Raw genomic sequence first — 24,527 nt, 5'->3', positions numbered from 1 at the left:
TCCCGGCCCCTGACCGGTTCCTGACAAACCGGTGTCACGATCGGCCCGCAGGGCTGCCGTCGGCACTCGGAACCGTCGCGGTCCGCATCCGGGCCGTCATGGTTCGTGTCCCGGGACGTCGCGGCCGGTGGCGTCGCCCCGGTCGGGACGACGCCACCGTGGCAGGGCGGTCGTGGACCTCCCGCGCTCGCGGCTACTTCCGCTTCGCGGCGACCTCACGCTCACACGCCGGGGAGTACTTCAACCCCTTGGAGATCGAGTCCGAGTCGTTGTCCTTGCCGCCGAAGGCCCAGCCCGTGCCGTCCGAGCCGACCTCGACGTACCGGACGCCCTTCTCCTTCAGGCACTTCACCACGTCCCGCGCGAAGTCCTTCGCCTCCGGGTTGGCCGGGTCCAGCTCCCACGGCGGCAGCGGCATCAGGGCGTCGCACGCCCTGCTCGCCTCGCCGACCTTGCCCGACTTGGTGGTGCCGGCACGTTCCCTGTGGACGTCGACACCGTGCTCCAGCATGCACTTCTCGTACGGTTTGTAGCGCGCCTTGGTGTCCTCCTCGGTGTCGTCCAGGCGCTCCCGTGGCCGCTCGGCCTGCGGCGTCGCCGACGCGGTGGGAGTGGGCGGGCCGGTATGGAGGGTGGCCACCTCCGCCTGCTGCGTGGTGGCACCGGCCTCGGGCCGGTCGTCGCCGGCGGCCGAGCACCCTGTGCCGCCGATCAGCACGGCGGTGAACAGCGCGGCCATCAGTTGCTTCCTCATCGTGACGCCTTCCGGTCGGCTCTACGGCGATCTCGCCGAAACCGAGCATCACCGTCGACTGTCAGGAAGCTGTTTACCGCGGCGGACGAACACCGGCCCGCCGCACCGCCGGGACGACGACGCCTCCCGGGTGACCGCGTCGAGGCAGAGGTCGTCCGGGACCAATCGTGTCGGTGGATACGAGTACGGTTTCGGTGCCCGGCCGGCAGGGTCGTCGGCGCACTTCGCCGGGGCGGGAGCGGCCGGCCCGGTGGGCGACTGACCGTGGAGGGGAGCGAGGGTGACGCAGCGCAGAGCACTTGTGGTACGCGGTGGATGGGAGGGGCACCAGCCGGTCCGGGCGACCGAGCTGTTCCTCCCCTTCCTCGAAGGCAACGGCTACACCGTGCGGATCGAGGAGTCCACAGAGGTCTACGCCGACGCCGCCGCGATGGCCGACACCGACCTCGTCGTACAGTGCATGACGATGGCGGAGATCACCGCCGAGCAGGTGGCGGGCCTGAGTGCGGCGGTGGTCGCCGGGACGGGCCTGACCGGCTGGCACGGCGGCATCGTGGACGCCTTCCGGGCCTCGTCGGACTACCTGCACCTGGTGGGCGGCCAGTTCGCCACCCATCCGGGTCGGCAGCCCTGCGAGCGCAGCGGGGGCGAGGAGGACAACTTCCTGCCGCACACGGTGACGGTCACCGACCTCGGCCGGGAGCATCCGGTCACCGCCGGGATCGCCGACATCGAGCTGGTCACCGAGCAGTACTGGGTGCTGCACGACGACCTGATCGACGTGCTGGCCACCACCGTCCACCCCACCCGGGACTGGCACCCCTGGCACCGGCCGGTCACCTCGCCGGCGATCTGGACCCGACGTTGGGGCGCCGGCCGGGTCGTCGTGACGACCCCGGGTCACAGCCTCGACGTGCTGGAACACCCGTCCGTGCGGACCGTCATCGAGAGGGGGATGCTGTGGGCGACCCGCACCGTGTCGGCATCGTAGGACTCGGGGTCATCTCCCGCGCCTATCTGGACACCCTGGCGCACCACCCCGAGATCAGCATCGTCGCGGTGGCCGACCTGGACGCCACCCGGTCGGCCGAGGCCGCCGCCACCATCCCCGGTGCCGCGGCGGTGGGCGTCGCGGACCTGCTCGCCCGCCCGGACGTGCAGACGGTGCTCAACCTGACCATCCCCGCGGCGCACGCCGAGCTCTCGCTCGCCGCGATCGACGCGGGCAAGCACGTGTACGTCGAGAAGCCGCTCGCCGTGACGTTCCCGGACGGTCGGGCGGTCGTCGACCGGGCCGCAGCGGCCGGCGTCCGGGTAGGCTGCGCGCCGGACACCGTCCTGGGCACCGGGACGCAGACGGCCCGTGCGGCGATCGACGGCGGGCTGATCGGGCGTCCGCTGGCCGCCTCGGCCGTCATGGTCACCCCCGGGCACGAGCGCTGGCATCCGCACCCCGACTTCTACTACGCCCCGGGGGGTGGCCCGTTGCTGGACATGGGCCCGTACTACCTCTCGGCGTTGATCCACCTGCTCGGGCCGGTACGCGCGGTGACGGCGGCGGCCAGCCGGCTGCGCCCCGAGCGGGTCGTCGGCTCCGGCCCACGCCTGGGCCAGCGCATCCCGGTGCAGGTGGACACCCATGTGAGCGGCGTGCTCGAACACGCCAGCGGTGTGCTGTCCACCATCACCACGAGTTTCGACGGGGTCACCACGACGGCCGCGCCGATCGAGGTGCACGGGGAGACCGGCACCCTGGCGGTGCCCGATCCGAACTACTTCGACGGCGAGGTCCGGCTCTGCCCGCTCGGCGGTGACGGATGGCGGGTGCTCCCGCCGTCGGCGGGTTACCGGGAGGGCGCCCGGGGCCTCGGGTTGATCGACGCGGTCCGGGCCGATGCCACGCGGGCGCCCCGGGCGGGCGGTGACCTGGCGTTGCACGTGCTCGACACGATGACGGGCCTGCTGCGGGCGGCGGCCGAGGGTCGGCGGATCGCGCTGACCACGACGGTGCGGCGACCCAGCCCCGTCCCGCTCACCCCCACCGGGGAGTGGCAGGGGCGCTGACCGGCGCGGACAGCTCCTTGGCCAGGCAGACCGTGCCGTCCGGGCTGGTCAGTGGCACCGGCTGGTAGCCCACGCTCCGGTAGAGGTCGATGTTGCGCAGGCTCCGGGTGCCGGTGAACAGCAGGATGCGGTGGCACTGCGGCCCGGCGGCGGCCTCGACGGCCCGCAACAGCCACCGGCCCAGCCCCCGGCCGCGCAGGTCGGGCACGACGGCGAGCCGGCCCAGGTGGCAGTCGGTGCCGTCGGTGCGGATCCGCACCATGCCCAGCAGCCGGCCGTCACGCCAGACGCCGGTGGTGTGCCAGCTCTCCAGCCACTCCCGTACCTCCTCCGGCGACTCGTGCAGCGGTGGGATGGCAAGCGTGTCGTTGGCCACCGCCTCCTCGGTCCAGCAGCACCGTTGCAGCACGGTGACCTCCGGGGCGTCGTGCGGGGTCAGCCGCCTCGCGTAGGAGCCCGGCAGCGGGCCGGGCACACTGTCGGCCCGCCCGCGCTCGCGCATCGGCCGCAGGGCGTGGGCCAGCCGGACCACCTCGTCCAGCAGCGCGACACCCGTGGCGTCCCGGCCGGCGTCCGGCCGCAGCCGGCCGTCCACCACGGCGTCGCCGATGCCGATGGCGACCGTGGCGCCCGTCGGCACCAGGCGCAGCGGGGTGACCACCTGCTTGGCGTGCGCCACCGCCCGGGTGCCGGCCGCGGTGTAGCCGTAGCTGACGAAGCCGATCGGCTTCCACGCCCACTCGCTGCCGAGGTAGTCCAACGCGTTCTTCAGGGTCGCCGGCATCGCGTGGTTGTACTCCGGGGTGACCGCGATGAAGCCGTCCGCCGCGTCGACGGTCGCGCTCCACCGGCGGGTGTGCTCGTGCCGGTAGACACCCGACGACGGGGATTCCTCCTCGTCGAGGAACGGCAGCTCCAGGTCGCCGAGCGCCACCGGCACCACCTCGACGTCGAGCTCGGCGGCCCGGGGGGAGACCGCTTCGAGCAACCACCGCCCCACCTCGGGGCCGAGCGCGCCGGGGCGGGTGCTGCAGGTCAGCGCAAGAATGCGAAGCGGTCTCGTTGACATAGAAACGAAGGCTAGATGCTAGATTGATTACATGTCAACTAAGTCGGGGTCGGCCCGTTGGCTGGAGCCGGCCGAGGAACGGGCCTGGCGGGCCTGGCGGCGGGTGATGGTCGCCGTCCAGACCGGCACCGCGCGTGACCTGGCGGTGATCGGCCTCTCCGAAGCCGACTACGAGGTGCTGAGCACCCTGTCGGAACAACACGCACAGACCAGCACGCTTGGCGAACAGGCCGACAAGATGGGCTGGTCACGCAGCCGGCTGTCCCGGCACGCGAGCCGGATGGAAGCGCGCGGGCTGTTGCGCCGCGCACCGGATCCGGCCGACGGCAGGGGCTGCCTGCTCGTGCTGACCGCACCGGGCCGGGCCGCCCTCCGGGACGCCGCACCGGTCCACGTCGAGTCGGTACGGCGGCACCTCATCGACCGGCTAGCCCCTCGGGACCTCGCCGCCCTCGAACAGATCGCCGGACGGCTGGAGCGGCCCCGCGCCGACGACGATCCCGACGGGTCAGGGCAGTCCCCGGCGTGATCGTCCTCCGCGGGACTGTCCACCGTCGACCCGGGCGGGCGGTCCGGCACCGCATCCGACCGGCGGGCCCCGGACGCCCCGGCTCTAGATCGGGAAGCGGCCGTGCCGCCAGTGCCAGTGACCGCCGGCCGTCAGGTGGTCGACGATCGCGCGTTGCAGCACGGTACGCCGGGGTAGCTGGTCGAGCGGCGTGCTGAGCGTACGGAAGGCGAACCGTAGTACCTCGACGTCGGCGTCCGGCCCGTCCTGCGGCACGTAGGGCTGCAACTCTAACCGGCGCTGGAACCGGATGATGTTGGAGTCCTCGGGGAGGTAGTCCCGCAGTTGCGGATCGAGCAGCCAGGAGCCGCAGGAGAAGGCGGTGTGGTGCTCGTCGGGGAAGTGCCGGGGGAAGAACTCCCGGGCCGCGTCGAGCGACGCGTCGACCGCCTCCGGCGTCAGCGGCCCCGCGTCCGGGATGTGCAGGTCGATGGCGCTGCCACCACGCTGGTGCTGGAGCCGGCCCAGCTCGTAGAGGCCGCCACGGACGTGCAGGGTCAACCAGCTCTGCATGACCGGCCAGCCCTCGCCGTGCATCCGCCTGTCGATCGCCAGGTTGCGGCCCAGGTCGGCGAGGGTCGTCCAGGAGACGGACCCGGCGATGCCGTGCTCGCGGTGGAACCCGGTGACCACGTCGACCAGGGCGAGGTAGCCGTACACGTAGAGGTGTCGCCAGGCGGGGCCCCGGTCGCGGGGAAGCTCCGGGCCGGGCGACAGCCACTCGTAACCGCCGAGGTCGGCGCGGACCAGGGCCGTCGAGCGGTCGAGCAGCCAGCGCAGCTCCGGGGTCCACAGGGGAGAGTCGGGGTCGGGCCAGCCGGCCATGATCTCGGCGGCGTCGTCCGGTCGTACCGCGAGCCGGTCGAGGATCTCCGACGCGTCGGCCCTGGCGGGCAGCGGGGTCGACGGTCGGTCACCGGCGAGCCGGTGCACCCGCTCGACCTCCTCGACGGGCAACCCGAGTCGGGCGGCGATGTCGTCCAGGTCCACCGGCTGATCGTACCGGCCACCGGGCTGTCCTCCGCACTCCGTCAGGGCGTTACCGGACCCGACGCGTGGACGGGGCTGTACCGCCGCCCGGTGGCGACCGCCAAGGCGTCCCGGTCGATCTCGGACCGCACGGCGAAGCCGGCCGGCACGGCACCCACCAGCGCCAGCACACCATCGCGACGTCCGCGTGTGCTGTCCGACGACTCAGGAGCGGCCCACCGCGCCCAGGGCATGTTTGTCGGGTTTGCCGCTCGGCCCGACGGGGACCCCCGTGATCTCTTCGACGGTCCTCGGGGCCGCGGCCTCCCCCAGGGCCGCCACGACCCGGGCGCGTAACCGTCCGGCATCCGGCGAGTGGCCGGCGGCCGGCACCACGTACGCGTGCACCGCCTCGCCGGTGACGTCGTCGGGGCGGCCGACCACGTACGCCTCGGCGACCGAGGGGTCGGCGGCGAGGACCCGTTCGATCGGGCCGGCGTACACCAGGTTGGCGTTGACGATGACGACGTCCCGGACCCGACCGGCCAGGTGCAGGTAGCCGTCGGCGTCCAGCCGGGCCAGGTCGCGGGTGCGCACCCAGCCGTCGGTGAACACGTCGGCGGTCTCGACCGGGTCCGCCCAGTAGGCGGTGGCCTGCGCCGGGGTCCGGACGAAGAGTTCACCCTCGGTGGCGGGGCGGCCGTCCGCGTCCCGGATCGACAGGTCGACCACGGCGGGTGCCCGGCCGACCGAGGCGAGCCTGCCCGGGTCGGCCAGCAGCTCGCCCGGGGTCACCATCGCGATCATGCCGGTCTCGGTCTGGCCGTAGCCGTGGAAGACCACCGGGCCGAGCACGTCGAGCGCCTCGGCGAGCCGGGACGCGGTGAGCGGGGAGCCGGAGACGACGAGGGCGCGCAGGCTGCCCAGGTCGACCGGGTCGGTGCGCTGGTCGCGGACGAGTTGGTGCAGCTTGCCGACGGTGATCACACTCGCCGTGGCCCGGTGCCGGGTGACCATGCCGGGGAAGCCCGGCGGGCGGGCGGCGACCAGGGTGCCGCCCGCGGCGAGGGTGAGGATGCCGTACTCCAGCATCACCTGGCTGCTCAGCGAGCCGAAGACGAGGTAGCGCCCCAGCCGGGGGGCGAGTTCGGCGATCGCCGGCGGCCACCGGTCCGGGTACGGCGCCCAGGCCGCGCTCATCGCCGCGTACGTCTGGGCGCAGCCCTTGGGACTGCCGGTGCTGCCGCTGGTCCAGGTGATCCTCGCGATGTCGGCGGGCCGGCCGGCGGCGACAAGCGGGGTGCCGTCGTCGGGGGTCCGCGCCAGCGTGGCGAGCCGGGCGTCGTCGACGAGCAACGCGTCGCCGCCGCCGGGCATCCGGTCGTGGTGCGTCGGGGTCAGCTCGGGCCGGAGCCCGGACACCCGGGCGCCCACGGCGAACGCCGCGACGACGGCGGCGAAGGCCTCCGAGGTGACCCCGAGCCGCAGCGCCACCCCGGTACCCGGCCCGATGCCGGCGGCGCGCAGCCCGGCGGCGACGCGCCGCACCAGCCCCGACATCTCGGTCGCGTCGACGATCCGGTCGCCGTCCTCGAACACCGGCCGGTCGCCACCGGTGGCGAGCAGCCGCAGCACGGGCTGCGGCCAGACCTCACCACCGGTGGCGGTCCCGCCGGCCGGCTCGCCGGTCGCCGCGCGGCGACCGGCCCGGCCGTCCCCCGCCGACTTCGGGACGACCGGGCCGGACTCAGCCGGCAGCAGCCCGGCCGGGTCGTGCTCCGCCGAGAGCAGCCCGGCCGGGTCGGGCTCAGCCGGCATCGGACGGCACGTCCCCGGCATCGGTCAGCACACCCTTGAGGAACTGCGCGAGGGGTTGCTGGTGTACGCCGGGGATGTCCCAGTTGTTCTCCAGGTTCTCCGCCAGGTGGTGCGTGGCGACGACCCGGCCGCCCCGGTGCACCCGGACGACGGGGTGCAGGTAGCTGGCGTCGTGGGCGCGTTCGGCGTCGTTCTCGGCGATCCGGGGGATCGTGACGTCGAACGGGTCGACCTGGTCGTGGTCCGGGCCGTACTCCAGGGTGGTCACCAGGGCGAACGGTTCGGGGCCGAGGCCACCGTCGCGCAGGTGGGCGACCGGCACCTCCTCGTGGTAGCGCGCGGTGCCGTCGGAGATGACCACGACGTCGCCGAGGACGCCGAACTGCTGCCACAGCGCCGAGGTCCGGTTGATCCGGGAGATGATCGCGTCGGTGATCGCCTCCGGGGTGCCGTCCAGCGTGGTGGACGGCCACGGGGTGCCGTGGTGCCGGGCGGCGAGCATCCGGTGCAGGGCGCGTACGCCGTACCGGAAGCCGTGGATGAAGCCGTTCGTCGAGCGCTTGAAGTCGCGTTGCTGGGTGAGGGTGCCGGCGAAGTACAGGCCGGGCACGTTCACCGACTCGAAGCCGGAGGTCTGCTCGGGGAAGCGGTCGTCGATGACCAGCCGGGGCCGGGCCGACGGGTCGAAGATGCTCGCGTCGAACCGGAAGCCGGTGCAGAGGATGACCCGGTCGTAGTCGAGCTGCCGGATCGACTCGCGGGTCCGGGCGTACCGGAAGTCGACCCGGTAGCCGCCGTCGTCACGTCGGGCGATCCGCTCGACGGTGCCGTCGAGCACCGCGTTCTGCGACTTGAGCTGGTAGGTGTCGAGGAAGTTGTTGTTCACCGCACGCAGGTGCCCGACGTAGTGGGTCTGCCAGGCCAGCCGGATCGAGTGCGGGCCGGCGACGTGGATCACCGCGGCGGTCTCGACCAGGGCGTCGGCGGTCTCGAAGGCCGAGTTGCCCTTGCCGATGACGAGGACCCGCTGGTTGGTGAAGTCGTCCGGGTCCACGCTGACGGTGTCGTACCGCTCGGCGAGGTCGACGCCGTCGATCGGCGGGACGTACAGCTGGGAGACGCCGGTGGCGACGACGACCCGGCGGGCGGTCAGGGTGTCGGTGTCGGTCTCGACTGTGAACAGTCCGCCGTCGCGGGCGATCCGGGTGACCCGGGTGTCGTAGCGGATCCGCAGGCCCTCGGCGAAGGCGGCGAGGTAGCGCACCAGGTCGGCCGCGTCCGGGAAGTAGCGCCGGCTGAAGTTGCCGAACCGCAGCGCGGGGTCGTCGGTGAGCAGCGAGTTCCAGTCGGAGCGCAGGTTGAACTCCGGATCGTCGGAACCGGTCCAGACCTTGTTGATGGAGATCAGTTTCCGGTGCCGCGGATAGGTGGCGAAGAACGTCCCCGGCGTCGGTCCGGCCTCCAGCACCAGGTGGTCGCGTCCGTCGCGCTCCAACAGGGCGGCGAGCTGGAGCCCCGCCGGCCCGGCTCCGATGATCAGGTAGTCGAGCGTCATGCGGCGCACCGTATCGGCCTGATTTCAGAGCGTTCTGAGATTTCGTCTCTAGGGTCCGGTCGCATGACGACAGAGATCGATCTCGCAGCCCCGCTGCGGATCGCCGACCTGAGCGCCGCCCGCGATCCGGTCCGGGTGGTGGTCGGGTCGGCGGTCCGCGACCGGGTCACCACCACCCGCCGGTTCCTGTCCGAGGTGCTCGGCGAGGACCGCGCGGTGTACGGCAGCACCACCGGTTTCGGTGCCCTGGTCGGGTACGCGGGCCGGGCCGACCTGCGCGACCAGGCCGACAACACCCTCGCCCACCTCGGTGCCGGCCAGGGTCCGGACCTCGCCCCCGAGATCGTCCGGGCGACGGTGCTGGTGCGGGCGTGGTCGCTGGCCCGGGGCGCGTCGGGGGTGTCGCCGCACGTGGTCGACGCGTTGGCGGCGATGCTCGGCACCACCTTCGTGCCCGCGGTGCCGAGGCTGGGTTCGGTGGGCGCCAGCGGTGACCTGATCCCGCTGGGCGCGGCGGCCCAGGCGCTGCGCGGTCGCGGCCACGCCTACCTCGACGGGGTACGCCTACCGGCGGCCGAGGCGTTGGAGAAGGCGGGCCTGCAACCGCTGCCGTTGGACGGTCGGGACGCCCTGGCCCTGGTCAACGGCACCTCGCTGACCACTGCGGCGACCGCGCTGGCGTTGTCCGCCGTCCGCGCCGCGCACCGGGCGGTGCAGGTGCTCACCTGCCTGCTGGCCGACCTGCTCGGGGCTGATCCGCAGTTCCTCGACGCCCGGCTGCTGCGGGCGTACGGCCATCCGGGCGCGATCGACGTGGGCGCGTCCATGCGGCGGGTCGGTGCCGGGCTGGTCCCGTCCGGCGAGCGCCCGTTGCAGGAGCCGTACAGCATCCGGTGCGCGCCGCAACTGCTCGGTGCGGCCGAGGACGCGTTGCGGCACGTCGATTCCGTGGTCACCGCCGACCTGGGCAGCGTCAGTGACAACCCGCTGTTCTTCCCCGACGACGATCTGGTGGTGCACGGCGGCAACTTCTTCGGGCAGCCGGCCGCGTTCGCCGCCGACCTGCTGTCGATGGTGGTGGCGCAGGTGGGAAACCTCGCCGAACGGCAACTCGACCTGCTCGTCGACCCGCACCGCAACGGTGGCCTGCCGCCGATGCTGGCCGCCGGCCCGGGGCAGCAGCACGGGCTCCAGGGGGTGCAGTTGGCCTCGACCGCGCTGATCGCCGAGATCCGCCGGGACGCCGTGCCGGCGAGCATGCAGAGCCTGCCGACCAACCTGCACAACCAGGACGTCATCCCGCTCGGCACCCAGGCCGCCCTGCGGGTATGGGACCAGGCCGGGCTGCTCCGGCTGATCGTCGGGTCGCTGGCGCTGGGGCTGCGGCAGGCCGCGTACGTGGGGGCGCGGACGCCGACCGCGCCGGGCTGCGGCGAGGCGCTGGCGGCGCTGGTCGCGGCGATCCCCCCGGTCGACCCGGACCGGCCGTTGGACGGCGACGTGCGGCGGGCCGCCGACGTCGTGGACGAACTCGGACTCTCGCTGACCTCTCTCACCCTGGATGGCCGTCGTGACGCTTGACTACCTGATCATCGGAGCCGGACCCGCCGGCCTGCAACTGGCCGCGCTGCTGGAGGCCGACGGCCGGCGCGACTATCTGGTGCTGGAGGGCGCTGACATCCCCGGCGCGTTCTTCGCCACCTATCCCCGGCACCGGCAGCTCATCTCCATCAACAAGCCGCACACCGGCTCCGACGACCCGGAGGAGAACCTGCGGCTGGACTGGAACTCGCTGCTCACCGACGACCCGGCGCTGCGGTTCACCACGTACACCGAGCGGTACTTCCCGGATGCCGACCAGATGGTCCGCTACCTGGCCGACTTCGCCGCGAAGACCGGGGTGAAGGTGCGCTACGGCACCCGGGTGACCTCGGTGTCCAAGGTGGACGGGGTCTTCGAGGTGCGGGCGGGGGAGACCTTCCGGGCCCGGCGGGTGGTCGTCGCCACCGGCGTGTCCCGGCCCTACCTGCCGGACATCCCGGGCCTGGAACTGGCCGAGCGGTACGCGGACATGCCCGTCGACCCGCGCGACTACCTCGACCAGAAGGTGCTGATCATCGGCAAGGGCAACTCCGCCTTCGAGACCGCGGACAGCCTGATGGAGACCACCACCCTGATCCACCTCGCCGGGCCGAGTTCGGTGCGGATGGCCTGGCGCACCCACTACGTCGGGCACCTGCGCGCGGTGAACAACAACTTCCTTGACACCTACCAGTTGAAGTCGGCGAACGCGATCCTGGACGGCCACGTCCGGCGGATCACCCGCGACGACGACGGCTACACGGTGACGTTCGCGTTCTCCCGCGCCGACGAGGTGACCAAGGAACTGCGCTACGACCGGGTGCTCGTCTGCACCGGCTTCGCCTTCGACGCGTCGATCTTCGACGACTCCTGCCGGCCGGAGCTGGCGATCCGGGACCGTTTCCCGGCGCAGACCGCGCAGTGGGAGTCGGTCAACGTGCCCGACCTGTTCTTCGCCGGCACCATCACCCAGGAGCGGGACTTCAAGCGCTCGACCAACGGGTTCATCCACGGCTTCCGCTACGGCGTACGGGCCCTGCACCGGATCCTCGAACGCCGGTACGGGGACACGCCGTGGCCGGCGGAGAAGCTGGACGCCAGCGGCGCGTCGATCGCCGACGCCGTCATCGCCCGGGTCAACCGCACCTCCGCCCTGTGGCAGCAGTTCGGTGTCCTCGCCGACGTGGTCACCGTGGCCGGTTCCGACGCCCGCTACCACGAGGAGGTGCCGGTGGAGTACTTCGCCCAGACCGGCCTGCGGACGGCCGACCACGACCATTCCGACGCCTTCGTGGTCACCCTGGAGTACGGCCCGGAGCACGACCAGGTGGACCCGTTCGACGTCACCGTCCGCCGGGTGGCGCAGGACGTCGTCGGTCAGGCGCACGACGCCGCGTACCTGCATCCGGTGGTGCGCCACCACCGGGCGGGGCAGGTGGTCGCCACCCACCACCTTGCCGAGAACCTGGAGAACCGGTGGGACCGGCCGGAGGTGCACGTGACGCCGTTGGCCGCCTTCGTCGACCGCTGCCTGAGCAGTGTCGGGGACTGACGTGCCGGCCGCCGACGAGGTGGGGCTCAACCTGGCCGACGTGGCCGCCGCCGCCCGGCGTCGCCTCGACCCGGTGCACTGGGACTTCTTCGCGGGCGGGGCGGGCGACGAACGTACCCTGCGGGCCAACGAGGCGGCCTTCGCCCGGCGCTGGCTGCGGCCCCGGGTGCTGCGCGGCACCGGCGCACGCGACCTGCGGATCTCGCTGTTCGGTGATGCGGTCTCGATGCCGGTGCTGGTCGCGCCGACCGCGTTCCACCGGCTGGCCCACCCGGACGGCGAGGTGGCCACCGCGCGGGCCGCCGCCGACGCCGGCACGGTCATGGTGGTGAGCATGGCGGCCACCCGGCCGGTCGAGGAGATCGCGGCGGCCGGCGGGCCGCTGTGGTTCCAGCTCTATCCGCACGCGGACCTGGCGTTCACCAGCACCGTGGTCCGGCGGGCGGTGGCCGCCGGCTGCCGGGCCCTGGTCGTCACTGTCGACTCGCCCGTGTTCGGTCGGCGCGAGCGCGACCTGCGGCACGGCTTCGTCGACCTGCCGCCCGGCCTGGTCTGCGAGAACATGCGCGACGCGAACGGCCGGGTCCGGGACGTCGAGATGAACGACGGGACGGGCTGGGAGCTGATCTCCGTGCTGCGCGGGCTCACCTCGCTGCCCATCCTGCTCAAGGGGGTGCTGCACCCGGACGACGCCCGACTGGCCGTCGACCACGGGGTGGACGGGGTGCTGGTCTCCAACCACGGCGGCCGGCAGCTCGACGGGGCGCTGGCCACCCTGGACGCGTTGCCGGCCGTCGTGGCGGCCGTCGGCGGACGGGTGCCGGTGCTTGTCGACGGTGGCCTGCGGCGGGGCGTCGACGTGGTGGTCGCGCTGGCGCTCGGCGCGACGGCCGTGCTGGTCGGCCGCCCGGTGCTCTGGGGGTTGGCGGTGGGCGGCGCGGTCGGGGTGCGGCACGTGCTGGAACTTCTGCGTGCCGACCTCGACCGGGCGTTGGCGCTTGTCGGTGCCGCCCGACCGGGCGACCTCGGCGTCGACCTGGTCAGCACCGGGGCCCCGGGATGAGCGGGCCGGTCGGGCTGGTCGTGCTGGTCGCGCTCGGGGTGGGCTGGACCCTGCCGCGCTGGCTGCCGGCGACTGTGGTGCGGCTGCGCCAGTGGGTGTTCGCCAAGGTCAACGGCGGGGAGGGCATCCCGGTGCCGGGCCCGCTCGTCGACGTCGAACACTTCGAACGGGTCTACGCGGACCCGGCGGCGGACGGGCGTAGTCGGGGTGCCGGCCTCTCCGACCTGTTCTGGTACTGGCTCTCACCCGGGCCGCACATGCACCAGGAGCACCTGGAGCCGGGGGAGCGCTACCGGACGGTGGCCGGGGTGACCCGGCGGGTGCTCGCCCTGCGCCCGCAGCGGGCCGACGCGCTCGCCACCGCGGCCACCCGGCGGGTGCTCGACGAGCTGCCGGCCGGGCGGATCCACCACGTCCGGCTGCGGGACCTGATGATGCCGGTGTGGGCGGAGGTCTTCCACGAGCTGATCTTCGGCGAGGTCTGCCCGCCGTCGGTCCGGGCGCTGATCGTCGCCAACGCCGCCGACGTGGCCGCCGCCCTGAAGTGCACCGGGCTGCGGCACCTGGACCGGCGTGACCCGCTGACCAGGTATCTGCGCGGGCGGGTCGAGGCGGGCACCTGCCCGGTGACGCTGCCGGCGCCGTTCACCACCGAGGAGACGGCCTGGTACCTGCACGGGGCGTTCGGCACCACCGCCGTGGTGCAGATGTCCGAGGCGATGGCCCACGTGCTGCTGGCCCTGGCCACCCGCCCGGACCTCCAGCGTGGCCTCGACGACGACGACGCGCTGGACCGGGTGATCGACGAGACGCTGCGGGTGCACCCGCTCTTCGGCGTGGCCCACCGGATCACGTCCGCGCCGATCGTGCTGCCCACCGGGGTCACCCTGCCTGCCGGCTCGGTGCTGCTCTTCAACTACCTGGCGTTCCAGCGCAGCGGGTCGGCCGCCGACGAACGGTTCGACCCGGACCGGTGGCGCACGCTCAGCCGCCGGGACGCCCGTTTCATCCCGTACGGCGTCACCGCGAACCGGGCCTGCCCGGCGCGCGGGGTCGCGCCGGTGATGATGCGCGCCGCGACCCGCGAGGTGCTGCGCCGGTACGCCCTGGCGTCCTCGGTCGCGCACAGCCGGTCGCTGCCCAGCCGGGGCCCGGCCTACCTGACCCCGGCCGGGGTGACCGGCCCGGGACGGTTCCGGCTGGCCGCGATGCGGTGGCGGGACCGCTGGGCCGACGTGGGGCGCAGTGTCCGGCAACTCGTGTTCGGCGCCTGGATGGTCGTCGACGCCCGACGGCAACGGTTGTGCACCACCTACTTCGAGGAGGCGGTCCGGTGACCCCGACACAGTTGGCACCACGGTTCTTCATCGCGGTCGCGGTGATCCTGATCTTCTGCAAGGCGGTGGCCTGGCTGCTCGGCCGGGTGGGTCAGCCCGCCGTGGTCAGCGAGATGCTCGCCGGCGTGCTGCTCGGCCCGTCGCTGCTCGGGCTCGTCCTGCCGGAGGTGAAGGACGCCCTGTTCCCGACCGCCCTGCTCCCGGTCCTCTACGTGGTGGGTCAGGTCGGCCTGGTGCTGTTCATGTTCCAGGCCGGGTACGCGTTCACCTCCCACCGGGTCACCGGCCTCGTCGGCACCGCCGGGCTGGTGTCGTTGGCCGGGGTGACCGCGCCGCTCGTGCTGGGGGTGGGGCTGGTCCTGGTGACCGCGGACGCGGTGCCGATGCGGGCCGACGGGACGTCGATCGGCGTGTCGGCCGCGTTCGTCGGGGTGGCGCTGGCCATCACCGCCTTTCCGATGCTGGCCCGGATCATCACCGAACGCGGGCACGCCGGGACCAGGCACGGCACCCTGTCCCTGGCCAGCGGCGCGCTCGACGACATGGTCGCCTGGATCATGCTGGCCGTGGTGCTGGCCTTCGCCTCCGGCCGGGCCGGGCCGGCGATCGTCACCGCCGGTGGCGCGGTCCTGTTCGCGCTGCTGCTCTGGCTCTGCGGGCGGCGGGTGACCTCGGCGCTGATGACCAGTCCCCGCCTCAACGACGGCGCCCGGGTGCTCGGCACGGTGGCCCTGCTCTTCCTGGTCGCCTGGTACACCGACGAGATCGGCCTGTACGCGGTCTTCGGCGCGTTCGCGGTCGGGGTGGTGATGCCGCGCACCGACAACACCGACCGGGTGGTGGACACCCTCACCCCGGTCGCCGCGACGGTCTTCCTGCCGTTGTTCTTCACCTATTCGGGGCTGCGTACGGAGTTCGGGCTGCTGGGCAGCGCGCCGGTGCTGCTCTTCGCGGTGGCCTGTGTGACCGTGGCGATCGTCGGCAAGTTCGGGGCCTGCTGGTCGGCGGCCCGGTTCCGGGGTGAGTCGCAGGGCGTCGCGTTGCGGGTGGGCGCGCTGATGAACGCCCGGGGTCTGATGCAGCTCATCGCGCTCAACGTCGGGTTGGAGGCGGGCATCGTGAACTCGTCGTTGTTCACGGTGCTGGTGGTGGTGGCGCTGGTCACCACGATGATGACGACGCCGTTGCTGAGCTGGATCGAACGACGGGAGGCCCGCAGGGGCACCGGCGTCCGGCCCCCGGTGCTCGCGGTAGCGAAATGATAAAAAGATAGCTATCACTATTTAGCCGCACTCTGTGCGATTGTGGACGCATGCGCGGGGGAGGACCGAACCGGTTGCTGTTGGTCGAGGACGACGAGGAACTGGCCGGTCTGCTCACCGAGACACTGGTCGGTGACGGGTTCGTCGTCGACCACGCCTCGGACGGCCAACGTGGTCTCCATCTCGGACTGACCCGCACCTACGACGTGATGGTGATCGACCGGATGTTGCCGGCGCTCGACGGGCTCGACCTGGTCACCCGGTTACGCTCGCGGAAGATCCCGGCCCGCGCGCTGATGCTCACCGCGCTCGGCACGGTGGGCGACCGGATCGCCGGCCTGGACGCGGGCGCCGACGACTATCTGATGAAACCCTTCGACCTGGACGAACTGACGGCCCGGATCCGGGCGTTGTGCCGGCGCACCGCCGAGTCGGCCAACGTCCTGCGCATCGGCGCCGGACTGCTCGACCTGACGCCCCGCGACGCGGTGCTGGCCGACGGCACCCGGGTGGCGCTGTCCGCCCGCGAGTTCGAGCTGCTGCGGGTGCTGGCGGCCCAACCGAACCTCGTGCACTCCCGGGCGGAGCTTCGCCGTCGGGTCTTCGACGAGGCCGCGGCGGCATCGATGGTGGACACCTACGTCTACTACCTCCGCCGCAAACTCGGCCGGGCGGTGATCCGTACCGTGCACGGGCTGGGCTACCGGATCGGAGCGCTCTGATGGAGCTGGTGGAGCAGGCGATGGTCCGCCGGGCCCGGCTGCGGATCGGCCTGCTGGTCGGGTTGGCCATCGGGGGCCTGCTGTTGTCGGCCGGCGGCATCTCCTACGCCGTCCTGGTCCGCAGCCAGGAGGCCCAGATCCAGCGCGAGCTGGCCTGGGGCACCAGCCACGCGGTCATCGCCGGCCCGCCCGCATGCAGCTGGATCTTCCAGTACGACGGAAAGACGGTGGACACCGGCGTCAACCCGCCCCCGCCCGGCTTCCCGCTGGCCGGTGCGCTGTCAGCGGTGGCGGCCACCGGGAGGACCGAGATCGACGCCGTCACCCGCAACGGCACGACCTACCACGTGCGCACCGAGTCCCGGGACGACGGGATGGTCGTCCAGGCCGTGTTCGACGCGCGCTTCCAGTTGTCCGACCGCCGGCACCTGCTGCTGGCGTTCAGCCTCGCCGCGGCGGTCGGACTGCTCGTCGCCGTGCTCACCGGCGCGCTCGTCGGTCGTCGGGCCGTCGCGCCGCTCGCCGAGGCGCTGACCCGGCAGCGCCGGTTCATCGCCGACGCCAGCCACGAGCTGCGTACGCCGATCGCCCAGGTGCACATCCGCGCCCAGCTGATGGCCCGGCGGGCGCGTAGCGGTGGCAACGCCGTGCACCTGGAGGACCTGGACCGACTGATCGGCGGCACCCGCCGACTCGGTGAGATCGTGGACGACCTGCTGCTCTCCGCCCAGCTCGCCGCCGCCCCCGCCGACCGCCGGACGTACCCGCCGGTCGACCTCACCGGGCTCGTCGGGGCGGCGGTCGCCGCCGAGGCGGACCGGGCCGCCGAACGCCAGATCACCCTGACCGTGGACCTGCCCGGTGACCCGCTGCCGGTGTCGGGGGTCGAGTCGGCGTTACGTCGGGTCGCCGGTGAGCTGCTCGCCAACGCGCTCGCCCATACGCCCCCCGGGGGGCGTATCGACGTGTCGCTACGGGCCGGCGGCGACTACGCCGAGTTCGTGGTCGCGGACACCGGGGACGGGTTCGACCAGGCGGACGCCCGGCGCATCTTCGACCGGTTCCACCGGGGCGGAGGCTCCGGGGAGCACCGCTTCGGGCTGGGGCTGGCCCTGCTCCAGGAGGTCGTCACGAGCCACCGGGGCACCATCGAGGCCGAGGGCCGTCCGCACCAGGGAGCGGTGTTCACGGTGCGGCTGCCCGCGACCCGACCACCTCGTGCCACGGAGCGGGTCTCGGCGATCCGACGGCTGCGGGTACGGCAACTGGTCGAACGGTGAGCCGGCGGTCACCACAGCCGGCACCTCCGGCGGAAAAAAGAACCCACCCGTGATGTCGAGAACGGGGAGCCGGCGTCGTCCCCGGGGTGAAACGCGGCCAGAATGGCTGTCGTACCGGCACCGAGGAGAACACCGATGGCGAAGTACCTGCTGCTCAAGCACTACCGGGGCGCTCCGGCCGCGGTCAACGACGTACCGATGGACCAGTGGACGCCCGAGGAGATCTCGGCGCACATCCAGTACATGAACGACTTCGCGGCCCGGCTGGAGGGCACCGGGGAGTTCGTCGACGGTCAGGCGCTCGCCCCCGAGGGGACGTTCGTCCGCTACGACGGCGAGGGCCGTCCACCTGTCACCGACGGCCCCTTCGCCGAGACCAAGGACCTCATCGCCGGCTGGATGGTGATCGACGTCGACAGCTACCAGCGCGCCGTCGAGCTGGCCGGGGAGCTGTCGGCCGCCCCTGGGGCGGGCGGGAAGCCGATCCACGAGTGGCTGGAGCTGCGCCCGTTCCTGACCGAGCCGCCGACCATCACCGAGTGACCTGATGGACGCCGACCTGCTGCGCCGCCTCACCCCGGAGGTGCTCGGGGTGCTGGTCCGCCGGGGAGCCGACTTCGCGGCGGCCGAGGACGCCGTGCAGGACGCGCTGGTGCAGGCGGTCGGGGTCTGGCCTGCCGATCCGCCCCGGGATCCGAAGGGTTGGCTGGTCACGGTCGCCTGGCACCGGTTCCTCGACGCCACCCGGGCGGACGCCGCCCGCCGTCGGCGGGAGGACGTCGTCGTCGAGGAACCGGTCCCCGGGCCCGCGTCCGGGCTGGACGACACGCTCCAGCTCTACTTCCTGTGCGCCCACCCGGCGTTGACCCCGTCGTCGGCGGTCGCGTTGACCCTGCGCGCCGTGGGCGGGCTGACCACCCGCCAGATCGCCCAGGCGTACCTGGTGCCGGAGGCGACCATGGCGCAGCGGATCAGCCGGGCCAAGCGCACCGTGTCCGGCGTACGGTTCGACCAGCCGGGGGACGTCGCCACCGTGCTGCGGGTGCTGTACCTGGTCTTCAACGAGGGCTACTCCGGTGCCGTCGACCTCGCCGCCGAGGCGGTCCGGCTCACCCGGCAGCTCGCGGCGGCGATCGACCACCCCGAGGTGGCCGGGCTGCTCGCCCTGATGCTGTTGCACCACGCCCGACGCGCCGCCCGGACCGCGCCCGACGGCGCCCTGGTGCCGCTCGCGGCGCAGGACCGCACCCGGTGGGACACCGCACTGATCGCCGAGGGGGTGCGGATTCTCCAGGCGGCCCTGGCCCGGGACCGGTTGGGCGAGTTCCAGGCCCAGGCCGCGATCGCGGCGCTGCACGCCGACGCGCCCACCGCCGAGGAGACCGACTGGGTGCAGATCGTCGAGTGGTACGACGAACTGCTGCGGCTGACCGACAGTCCGGTGGTCCGGCTCAACCGCGCGGTGGCGGTCGGCGAGGCCGACGGGGCGCGTGCCGGTCTGGCGGCCCTCGCGGCGGTGGACCCGGCGGTGCCCCGCCACACCGCCGTGGCGGCGTACCTGCACGAGCGCGCCGGTGACCTGGCGACGGCGGCCCGGCTGTACGCCGAGGCGGCCCGGCGGGCCGCCCACCTCGCCGAACGCGATCATCTGCTCCGCCAGGCCGGCCGCCTCAACACCCGCCGAGCCTGAGGCGATGCGGATTGCGAGATGCCGTCTCTGTTGACGGCGTGACAGGGGTTGGTTAGCCTGGAACGACAATCGCCAGCCGCAGGAGACGCCATGATCCGAGTACCGCAAGGTCCTGGATTGCTGGTGCGCGGTTACGAGGAGCCGCTGCGGGTGCACCCGCCGCGGGAGGGCATGCGCCCCGGGACCGCCGCCGGGGACCCGCAGACCCCGTTCTGATGGATCGGCCCGCCGTCCCCCGATCGGGACCCGGCGGTCGCCCACGTCGTTGTTCCACCCGGTGAGTGGCCTCGCCCCCGCCGGGACACCGACCCTTATCCGCAGAACCGAACCTCGGAGCGCACCATCATGACCACCGCAATCGATCTCGCCCCCATCTCCGGCCCGTCCGCCTGGCGCGGCGACGAGCTGCGTACCTCGACCGAATGGGTCTACCAGCTCAGCGACGCCGAGCGCGCCGAGCTGGAGACCGTCGGCCGCCGGTTCGTCGCCGACGACCCCGACCTGCGTACGGTGACCGCCGCCGACTACCCGCTGCCGGCCTGCGCCGTGCTCAACGAGGAGTGCGCCCGCCAGCTCGACTCCGGACGCGGGTTCATCCTGGTCCGGGGTCTGCGCACGGAGGAGTACGGCGACACCCTCGCCGGGGCCATCTTCTTCCTGATGGGGCTGCACCTCGGCGTGCCGATGGGGCAGAACCAGATGGGCGACGTGCTCGACCACGTCATCGCCACCTCCAACAAGACCCTCGACGACCCGTCGGCCCTGCCGTCGCGGGTCCGCGACCGGCTGCCGTTCCACTCCGACAGCTCCGACGTGGTGGCGCTGATGTGCCTGCGGGCGGCCAAGGCCGGCGGGGCGAGCAGCCTGGTCAGCGGCACCACCATCTACAACGAGATCCTGCGCCGCCGGCCGGACCTCGCGCCGCTGCTGTTCGAGCCGTGGCACTGGGACTGGTACAAGCAGGACCACGAGGCCCCGGCGAAGACCTACACCTCGCCGATCTGCAGCTACGTCGACGGGGTGTTCAGCACCTACGCCGGTAGCTCGATGATCTTCTCGGCGCAGGACTACCCGGAGGTGCCCCGGCTCACCGAGGCGCAGATCGAGTTGCTGCACCTCTACGACGAGGTGTCCCAGTCCGCCGGCCTGGCGCTGGACATGGACTTCCAGCCCGGCGACGTGCAGTGGCTGCTGAACTACGCCGCCCTGCACTCGCGTACCGGTTACGTCGACTTCCCGGAGCCGGAGCGTCGTCGGCACCTGCTGCGCCTGTGGCTCAAGCGCGACGTCGGCCGGCCGCTCGTCGACAGCTTCGGCAAGCACGTGGTGACCGACCGGGAGGCCGCCGTCCTCGCGCCGGGTGGCCGGTTCCGCATCGCCGAGGCGGTCGAGCCCAACTTCGAGTGGGGCAACTGACCCACCGGCCCCTCGTCAGGACGGCCCGCAGCGCCCCAGTGTCGTGGCGCGGCGGGCCGTCCGTGTCTGTCCACCGCCTGGGGCGGGCCGTCCGGCTGCGGCCGGCCGTGCCACGCGACGCCCGGCCCGGCCATGAGGGCAGCCCGGCCATGAGGGCAGCCCGGCCCTGGGGAGGCCAGGGCCGGATAGCTCGTCGGTGGACAGCCGCACGGGCCGGCCCCAAGGGGAGGGCCGGGCCGTGATGATCGTGCAGCTCCGTTACCAGTTCCGCGTCTACCCGACGCCCGGCCAGCAGATCGAGCTGGCCAGGGCGTTCGGGTGCGCGCGGGTGGTTTTCAACGACGGGCTCAGGCTGCGCCAGATGGCGCGGGAGGCAGGCGAGAAGTGCATCTCCGACGGCGACCTGTCGAAGCGGGTTATCACCCAGGCCAAGGCCACCGAGGAACGGGCCTGGCTGGGCGAAGTGTCGGCGGTGGTGTTACAGCAGGCCCTCGCGGACCTGAACACCGCGTACCGCAACTTCTTCAACTCGCTGTCCGGCAAACGCCAGGGCCGCAAGGTCGCCCCGCCTCGGTTCCGGTCCCGTAAGGACAACCGGCAGGCGATCCGGTTCACCCGCAACGCCCGGTTCAAGGTCCTCGACAACGGCCGCCTGCGGTTGCCGAAGATCGGCGACCTCACGGTCCGCTGGTCACGCAACCTGTCGTCCGAACCGACCTCGGTCACCGTGATCAAGGATGCAGCCGGGCGGTACTTCGCCTCGTTCGTCGTCACCACCGACGACGAAACCCTGCCGCCGGTCGACTCCGAGATCGGTATCGACCTGGGCTTGACCCATTTCGCGGTCATGTCCGACGGCACGAAGGTGACCGCCCCGAAGTTCCTGCGCCGCGCGGCGCGCAAGCTCAAGCGGTTGCGGCAGGCCCTGTCCCGCAAGACCAAGGGCAGCAACCGCCGCAAGAAAGCCGTCGTGCAGGTCGCTCGCGCTCACGCGCGGGTGGCCGATACCCGGCGGGACTGGCAGCACAAGCTCTCCACGGCGATCATTCGCGACAGCCAAGCGGTGTACGTCGAAGACCTGTGCGTCGTCGGTCTCGGCCGGACCCGGCTCGCCAAGTCCGTGCACGACGCGGGCTGGGCCGGTTTCACCGGCATGCTGGAGTACAAGGCGCAGCGGTATGGGCGTACCTTTGGCCGGGTGGACCGGTTCTTCCCGTCCACCCGGATGTGCTCCGGCTGCGGACGGATCAACGACAAGATGGCGCTGAACGACCGGGAGTGGGACTGCCCGTGCGGCAGTCACCACGACCGGGACGTCAACGCCGCGAAGAATGTCAAGGCCGCCGGACAGGCGGACTTCAACGACCGTGGAGCGCAGGTAAGACCGGGATTCGTTCCGGCACCGCGCAGTGAAGCGGTAACCCACCCGGACGCCACGTGTTCCACACGCAGCGTGGAGGGAATCCTCGTCCTTGAGGGCGAGGAGGATGTCAAAGGTCGAGCACCAGCCGCTCCGAGCGGCACCTGCCGACACAGATCATCATGCTGCGGCCGGCGGCGCGCTCCTCGTCGGTGAGCAGCGAGTCGCGGTGTTCCGGCGTGCCGGCCAGCACCCGGGTCTCGCACGCGCCGCAGTAGCCCTTCTCGCAGTCGTACGTCAGGCCCGGCACCACCTCGCGCAGCACGTCGATCATGCGGCGGTCCCGTGGCACCCGCAGGGTCGCCCCGGTGCGCGCCAGGTGGACCTCGAACTCGGTGTTCGTCGCCGGGTCGAAGGCGACCTCCAGGTCGTCACCGGCGGTGAACCGCTCGACGTGCAGCTGCCCCGACCGGTCCGTCGCGGCGCAGACCCGCTCCAGCGCGTCGATCATGCCGCTCGGCCCGCAGCAGTAGACGGCGGTGTCCGGCCCGGTGGCGTCGAGCAGCGCCCGCAGGTCGGGCAGGCCGGCCTCGTCCTGCGGCAGCAGGGTGGCCCGGTCCCCGGCCAGCGCCAGCACCTCGTCGACGAAGGCCATCGAGGCGCGGGTACGCCCGCCGTACACCAGCCGGAACGGCACGCCCCGGCGGTCGGCCTCGCGGGCCATCGCCAGGATCGGGGTGATCCCGATGCCGCCAGCGAGGAAGAGGTAGCCGGGGGCGTCGACGAGTGGGAAGTGGTTGCGTGGGCCGCGCACCGAGAGGGTGACGCCCGCGCGGGCCAGCGCGTGCAGCTCCACCGAACCACCCCGGCCGGCCGGCTCGCGCAGGGCCGCGATCCGGTAGTGCCGGGTGTCGGCCGGGTCGCCGCAGAGCGAGTACTGCCGGACCCGCCCGGACGGCAGCCGCACCTCCAGGTGCGCACCGGGTGCCCAGGGCGGCAGCTCCGCGCCGGTCGGGTCGGCCAGGCGTACCTCCAGCACCTCGTCGGTGGCGGTCGTGGTGGCTGCCATGACCAGGTCCCGGTCGCCGGTCAGGCTGGCGGCGGGCCGGGTCCCCGCCGCGTCGGCGTCGCGACGGGGACCCGGAGTGAAGACGGCCGGGATGGCGTCCCAGCCGCTCTGGTTGCCCCGGGTGGGGTAGGCGACGAGGCCCTCCTCCACGACCCGGAAGTCGGGCAGCCGGGTGAGCACCTGCGTGATCATCTCGCGGAACATCAGCCGGGCCAGGTGGGCGCCCGCGCAGCGGTGGGTGCCGATGCCGAAGCTCAGGTGCCGGGCGGCGTCGCGGTCCAACCGGAGCTGCTCGGGTTCGGGGAAGACCACCGGGTCGTGGTTCGCCGCGACCCAGGGGATCAGCACCCGCTCGCCGGCGGCGACCGGGCAGCCGCCGACCTCGGTGTCGGTGCGGACGGTACGCGCCATCGACTGCGACGGGGCGAACACCCGCAGGAACTCGTCGGTGGCGGTGAGCAGCAGGTCGGGGGAGTCGATCAGGCGCTGCCGGTCCTCCGGGTGGCGGCTCAGGTGCACCAGGGTGGAACCGGTCAGCGAGGTGGTGGTGTCCACCCCGCCGGCGATCAGCAGCCCGATGACCGAGACCAGCTCGTCGGCGGCGAACAGTTCCCCGTCTCCGCGGCGCTGGGCGGCCAGGTAGCTCACCGCGTCGCCGGTCGGCGCGGCCCGCCGCTCGACGATCAGCTCCCGGATCCGCTGGTCCAGGTAGGCCAGGCCGGCGGCCCCCCGGACGGCCCGCTCGCTGCCGGGCAGCGCGGCGAAGATGTCGTGGATCGGGCCGGCCAGCTTGGCCCAGTCGGATTCGGGGAAGCCCAGCCAGTCGAGGGTGACGGCGGCCGGCAGCGGGTTGGTCAGGTCGCGGACGAAGTCCACCGACCCCTCGGCGATGAAGGCGTCCACCACCCGGGTGGTGTGCCGGGCGACCATCGGAGCCAACTCGGCCACCGCGTCCTGGGTGAGCAGCGGGTTGATCAGGTCGCGGTAGCCGGTCGCGGCGGGCGGGTCCAGCTCGATCGGGTACTGCTCCAGGCCGGGTCCCCGGGGGATGACGATGGCGGTGCCGTCGCCGCCGGCCGTGGTCCGCGCGGAGGAGAACGTGTCGTCGTCGCGGGCGATCCGGACCACGTCGGCGTACCGGGTGGTGTAGACGAAGCCGCCGTGCGCGTCGGTACGACCCACCGGGCAGGTCTGCCGGAACTCCCGGTAGTAGCCCACCGGGTCGGTGTTGCACTCGGCCGAGTGGTGGTCGAAGGGCGCGACGGGCCGGTCCTCGGTCGCGGTCTGCGCTGTGGCCGGGGCGGTGCGCTGCTGTTCGGTCATCGGGACGTGCTCCACAGGTGCGGGACGCTGCGCGGTGTTGCCCAGCCGCGCCACTGGGTGTGGGTCTGCCACCAA

General features: G+C 72.8%; 21 protein-coding genes. 15 read left to right on the top strand and 6 right to left on the bottom strand.

Annotated features, from left to right (window positions below; all coding sequences use genetic code 11):
- Positions 1-193: 193 nt before the first annotated feature.
- Positions 194-754, bottom strand: a complete 561-nt coding sequence (locus OHQ87_RS12845; RefSeq protein WP_328348148.1) for a hypothetical protein — start codon at positions 752-754, stop codon at positions 194-196.
- A 280-nt stretch (positions 755-1,034) separates the two neighbouring features.
- On the opposite strand from OHQ87_RS12845, the gene OHQ87_RS12840 reads away from it, so the two are divergent.
- Entirely contained in the window at positions 1,035-1,745 is a 711-nt protein-coding gene (locus OHQ87_RS12840) for a ThuA domain-containing protein (RefSeq protein ID WP_328348146.1), read from the top strand.
- Positions 1,715-2,818, top strand: a complete 1,104-nt coding sequence (locus tag OHQ87_RS12835; RefSeq protein ID WP_328348144.1) for a Gfo/Idh/MocA family protein — start codon at positions 1,715-1,717, stop codon at positions 2,816-2,818. Before OHQ87_RS12840 ends, OHQ87_RS12835 begins: the two co-directional genes overlap by 31 nt.
- Here OHQ87_RS12835 and OHQ87_RS12830 read toward each other — a convergent pair.
- Positions 2,787-3,887, bottom strand: a complete 1,101-nt coding sequence (locus OHQ87_RS12830) for a bifunctional NAD(P)H-dependent oxidoreductase/GNAT family N-acetyltransferase (protein ID WP_328348142.1) — start codon at positions 3,885-3,887, stop codon at positions 2,787-2,789. The genes OHQ87_RS12835 and OHQ87_RS12830 overlap by 32 nt on opposite strands.
- Before the next feature lie 31 nt (positions 3,888-3,918).
- On the opposite strand from OHQ87_RS12830, the gene OHQ87_RS12825 reads away from it, so the two are divergent.
- Entirely contained in the window at positions 3,919-4,416 is a 498-nt protein-coding gene (locus OHQ87_RS12825; protein WP_328348141.1) for a MarR family winged helix-turn-helix transcriptional regulator, read from the top strand.
- Between the two features lie 84 nt (positions 4,417-4,500).
- On the opposite strand, the gene OHQ87_RS12820 is transcribed toward OHQ87_RS12825, so the two are convergent.
- The 3 genes from OHQ87_RS12820 to OHQ87_RS12810 all read right to left on the bottom strand — a co-directional run bounded on the left by OHQ87_RS12820 (position 4,501) and on the right by OHQ87_RS12810 (position 8,797).
- Entirely contained in the window at positions 4,501-5,445 is a 945-nt protein-coding gene (locus tag OHQ87_RS12820) for an acyltransferase domain-containing protein (RefSeq protein ID WP_328348139.1), read from the bottom strand.
- A 204-nt stretch (positions 5,446-5,649) separates the two neighbouring features.
- Positions 5,650-7,242: a class I adenylate-forming enzyme family protein gene (locus OHQ87_RS12815; RefSeq protein WP_328348137.1), complete on the bottom strand. Its 1,593-nt coding sequence runs from the start codon at positions 7,240-7,242 to the stop codon at positions 5,650-5,652.
- Positions 7,232-8,797, bottom strand: a complete 1,566-nt coding sequence (locus OHQ87_RS12810) for an NAD(P)-binding domain-containing protein (protein WP_328348136.1) — start codon at positions 8,795-8,797, stop codon at positions 7,232-7,234. Before OHQ87_RS12810 ends, OHQ87_RS12815 begins: the two co-directional genes overlap by 11 nt.
- Positions 8,798-8,860: 63 nt before the next feature.
- On the opposite strand from OHQ87_RS12810, the gene OHQ87_RS12805 reads away from it, so the two are divergent.
- The 12 genes from OHQ87_RS12805 to OHQ87_RS12750 all read left to right on the top strand — a co-directional run bounded on the left by OHQ87_RS12805 (position 8,861) and on the right by OHQ87_RS12750 (position 22,276).
- A complete protein-coding gene (locus OHQ87_RS12805) occupies positions 8,861-10,378 on the top strand; it encodes an HAL/PAL/TAL family ammonia-lyase (protein ID WP_328348134.1) in 1,518 nt (505 codons plus the stop codon).
- Positions 10,368-11,930 carry an FAD-dependent oxidoreductase gene (locus OHQ87_RS12800; RefSeq protein WP_442930762.1) on the top strand — a complete coding sequence of 521 codons (1,563 nt, stop codon included), beginning with the start codon at positions 10,368-10,370 and terminating at the stop codon, positions 11,928-11,930. Before OHQ87_RS12805 ends, OHQ87_RS12800 begins: the two co-directional genes overlap by 11 nt.
- Before the next feature lies 1 nt (position 11,931).
- Positions 11,932-12,993 (top strand): alpha-hydroxy acid oxidase, encoded by a 1,062-nt coding sequence (locus tag OHQ87_RS12795; RefSeq protein ID WP_328348131.1) that lies wholly within the window; start codon positions 11,932-11,934, stop codon positions 12,991-12,993.
- The gene (locus OHQ87_RS12790) at positions 12,990-14,330 is read left to right on the top strand and encodes a cytochrome P450 (RefSeq protein WP_328348129.1); all 1,341 of its coding nucleotides are present in this window, start codon (positions 12,990-12,992) and stop codon (positions 14,328-14,330) included. Before OHQ87_RS12795 ends, OHQ87_RS12790 begins: the two co-directional genes overlap by 4 nt.
- Positions 14,327-15,592 carry a cation:proton antiporter gene (locus OHQ87_RS12785; protein WP_328348127.1) on the top strand — a complete coding sequence of 422 codons (1,266 nt, stop codon included), beginning with the start codon at positions 14,327-14,329 and terminating at the stop codon, positions 15,590-15,592. Before OHQ87_RS12790 ends, OHQ87_RS12785 begins: the two co-directional genes overlap by 4 nt.
- A 74-nt stretch (positions 15,593-15,666) precedes the next feature.
- The gene (locus OHQ87_RS12780; RefSeq protein ID WP_328348125.1) at positions 15,667-16,314 is read left to right on the top strand and encodes a response regulator transcription factor; all 648 of its coding nucleotides are present in this window, start codon (positions 15,667-15,669) and stop codon (positions 16,312-16,314) included.
- The gene (locus OHQ87_RS12775) at positions 16,314-17,594 is read left to right on the top strand and encodes a sensor histidine kinase (RefSeq protein ID WP_328348123.1); all 1,281 of its coding nucleotides are present in this window, start codon (positions 16,314-16,316) and stop codon (positions 17,592-17,594) included. The genes OHQ87_RS12780 and OHQ87_RS12775 overlap by 1 nt, the downstream gene beginning before the upstream one ends.
- Positions 17,595-17,729: 135 nt before the next feature.
- The gene (locus OHQ87_RS12770) at positions 17,730-18,137 is read left to right on the top strand and encodes a YciI family protein (RefSeq protein ID WP_328348121.1); all 408 of its coding nucleotides are present in this window, start codon (positions 17,730-17,732) and stop codon (positions 18,135-18,137) included.
- A gap of 4 nt (positions 18,138-18,141) precedes the next feature.
- Complete coding sequence (locus OHQ87_RS12765; protein ID WP_328348120.1) at positions 18,142-19,284, top strand: RNA polymerase sigma factor; 1,143 nt, start codon at positions 18,142-18,144, stop codon at positions 19,282-19,284.
- Between the two features lie 90 nt (positions 19,285-19,374).
- Positions 19,375-19,500 (top strand): hypothetical protein, encoded by a 126-nt coding sequence (locus OHQ87_RS12760; RefSeq protein ID WP_269458973.1) that lies wholly within the window; start codon positions 19,375-19,377, stop codon positions 19,498-19,500.
- 129 nt (positions 19,501-19,629) lie between these two features.
- On the top strand, positions 19,630-20,700 hold the full coding sequence (locus OHQ87_RS12755) for a TauD/TfdA family dioxygenase (protein ID WP_328348117.1): 1,071 nt from the start codon (positions 19,630-19,632) through the stop codon (positions 20,698-20,700).
- Between the two features lie 241 nt (positions 20,701-20,941).
- Positions 20,942-22,276, top strand: coding sequence for an RNA-guided endonuclease InsQ/TnpB family protein (locus OHQ87_RS12750; protein WP_328348829.1), 1,335 nt, complete (start codon positions 20,942-20,944; stop codon positions 22,274-22,276).
- On the opposite strand, the gene OHQ87_RS12745 is transcribed toward OHQ87_RS12750, so the two are convergent.
- The gene (locus OHQ87_RS12745; RefSeq protein ID WP_328348115.1) at positions 22,191-24,524 is read right to left on the bottom strand and encodes a cytochrome P450/oxidoreductase; all 2,334 of its coding nucleotides are present in this window, start codon (positions 24,522-24,524) and stop codon (positions 22,191-22,193) included. The genes OHQ87_RS12750 and OHQ87_RS12745 overlap by 86 nt on opposite strands.
- Positions 24,525-24,527: the final 3 nt, after the last annotated feature.

The sequence above is a fragment of the Micromonospora sp. NBC_00421 genome (assembly GCF_036017915.1).
In the GTDB taxonomy this organism is placed as follows: domain Bacteria; phylum Actinomycetota; class Actinomycetes; order Mycobacteriales; family Micromonosporaceae; genus Micromonospora.
Note: the sequence above shows the minus strand (reverse complement) of the source record. Positions and strands in the feature narration are given on the sequence as shown.

What these genes read in the sequence shown, in the direction of transcription:
- OHQ87_RS12845 (WP_328348148.1), bottom strand. Translation starts at nt 754, where the DNA reads ATGAGGAAGCAACTGATGGCCGCGCTGTTCACCGCCGTGCTGATCGGC.
- OHQ87_RS12830 (WP_328348142.1), bottom strand. Translation starts at nt 3,887, where the DNA reads ATGTCAACGAGACCGCTTCGCATTCTTGCGCTGACCTGCAGCACCCGC.
- OHQ87_RS12825 (WP_328348141.1), top strand. Translation starts at nt 3,919, where the DNA reads ATGTCAACTAAGTCGGGGTCGGCCCGTTGGCTGGAGCCGGCCGAGGAA.
- OHQ87_RS12815 (WP_328348137.1), bottom strand. Translation starts at nt 7,242, where the DNA reads ATGCCGGCTGAGCCCGACCCGGCCGGGCTGCTCTCGGCGGAGCACGAC.
- OHQ87_RS12810 (WP_328348136.1), bottom strand. Translation starts at nt 8,797, where the DNA reads ATGACGCTCGACTACCTGATCATCGGAGCCGGGCCGGCGGGGCTCCAG.
- OHQ87_RS12805 (WP_328348134.1), top strand. Translation starts at nt 8,861, where the DNA reads ATGACGACAGAGATCGATCTCGCAGCCCCGCTGCGGATCGCCGACCTG.
- OHQ87_RS12790 (WP_328348129.1), top strand. Translation starts at nt 12,990, where the DNA reads ATGAGCGGGCCGGTCGGGCTGGTCGTGCTGGTCGCGCTCGGGGTGGGC.
- OHQ87_RS12775 (WP_328348123.1), top strand. Translation starts at nt 16,314, where the DNA reads ATGGAGCTGGTGGAGCAGGCGATGGTCCGCCGGGCCCGGCTGCGGATC.
- OHQ87_RS12770 (WP_328348121.1), top strand. Translation starts at nt 17,730, where the DNA reads ATGGCGAAGTACCTGCTGCTCAAGCACTACCGGGGCGCTCCGGCCGCG.
- OHQ87_RS12765 (WP_328348120.1), top strand. Translation starts at nt 18,142, where the DNA reads ATGGACGCCGACCTGCTGCGCCGCCTCACCCCGGAGGTGCTCGGGGTG.
- OHQ87_RS12760 (WP_269458973.1), top strand. Translation starts at nt 19,375, where the DNA reads ATGATCCGAGTACCGCAAGGTCCTGGATTGCTGGTGCGCGGTTACGAG.
- OHQ87_RS12755 (WP_328348117.1), top strand. Translation starts at nt 19,630, where the DNA reads ATGACCACCGCAATCGATCTCGCCCCCATCTCCGGCCCGTCCGCCTGG.
- OHQ87_RS12750 (WP_328348829.1), top strand. Translation starts at nt 20,942, where the DNA reads ATGATCGTGCAGCTCCGTTACCAGTTCCGCGTCTACCCGACGCCCGGC.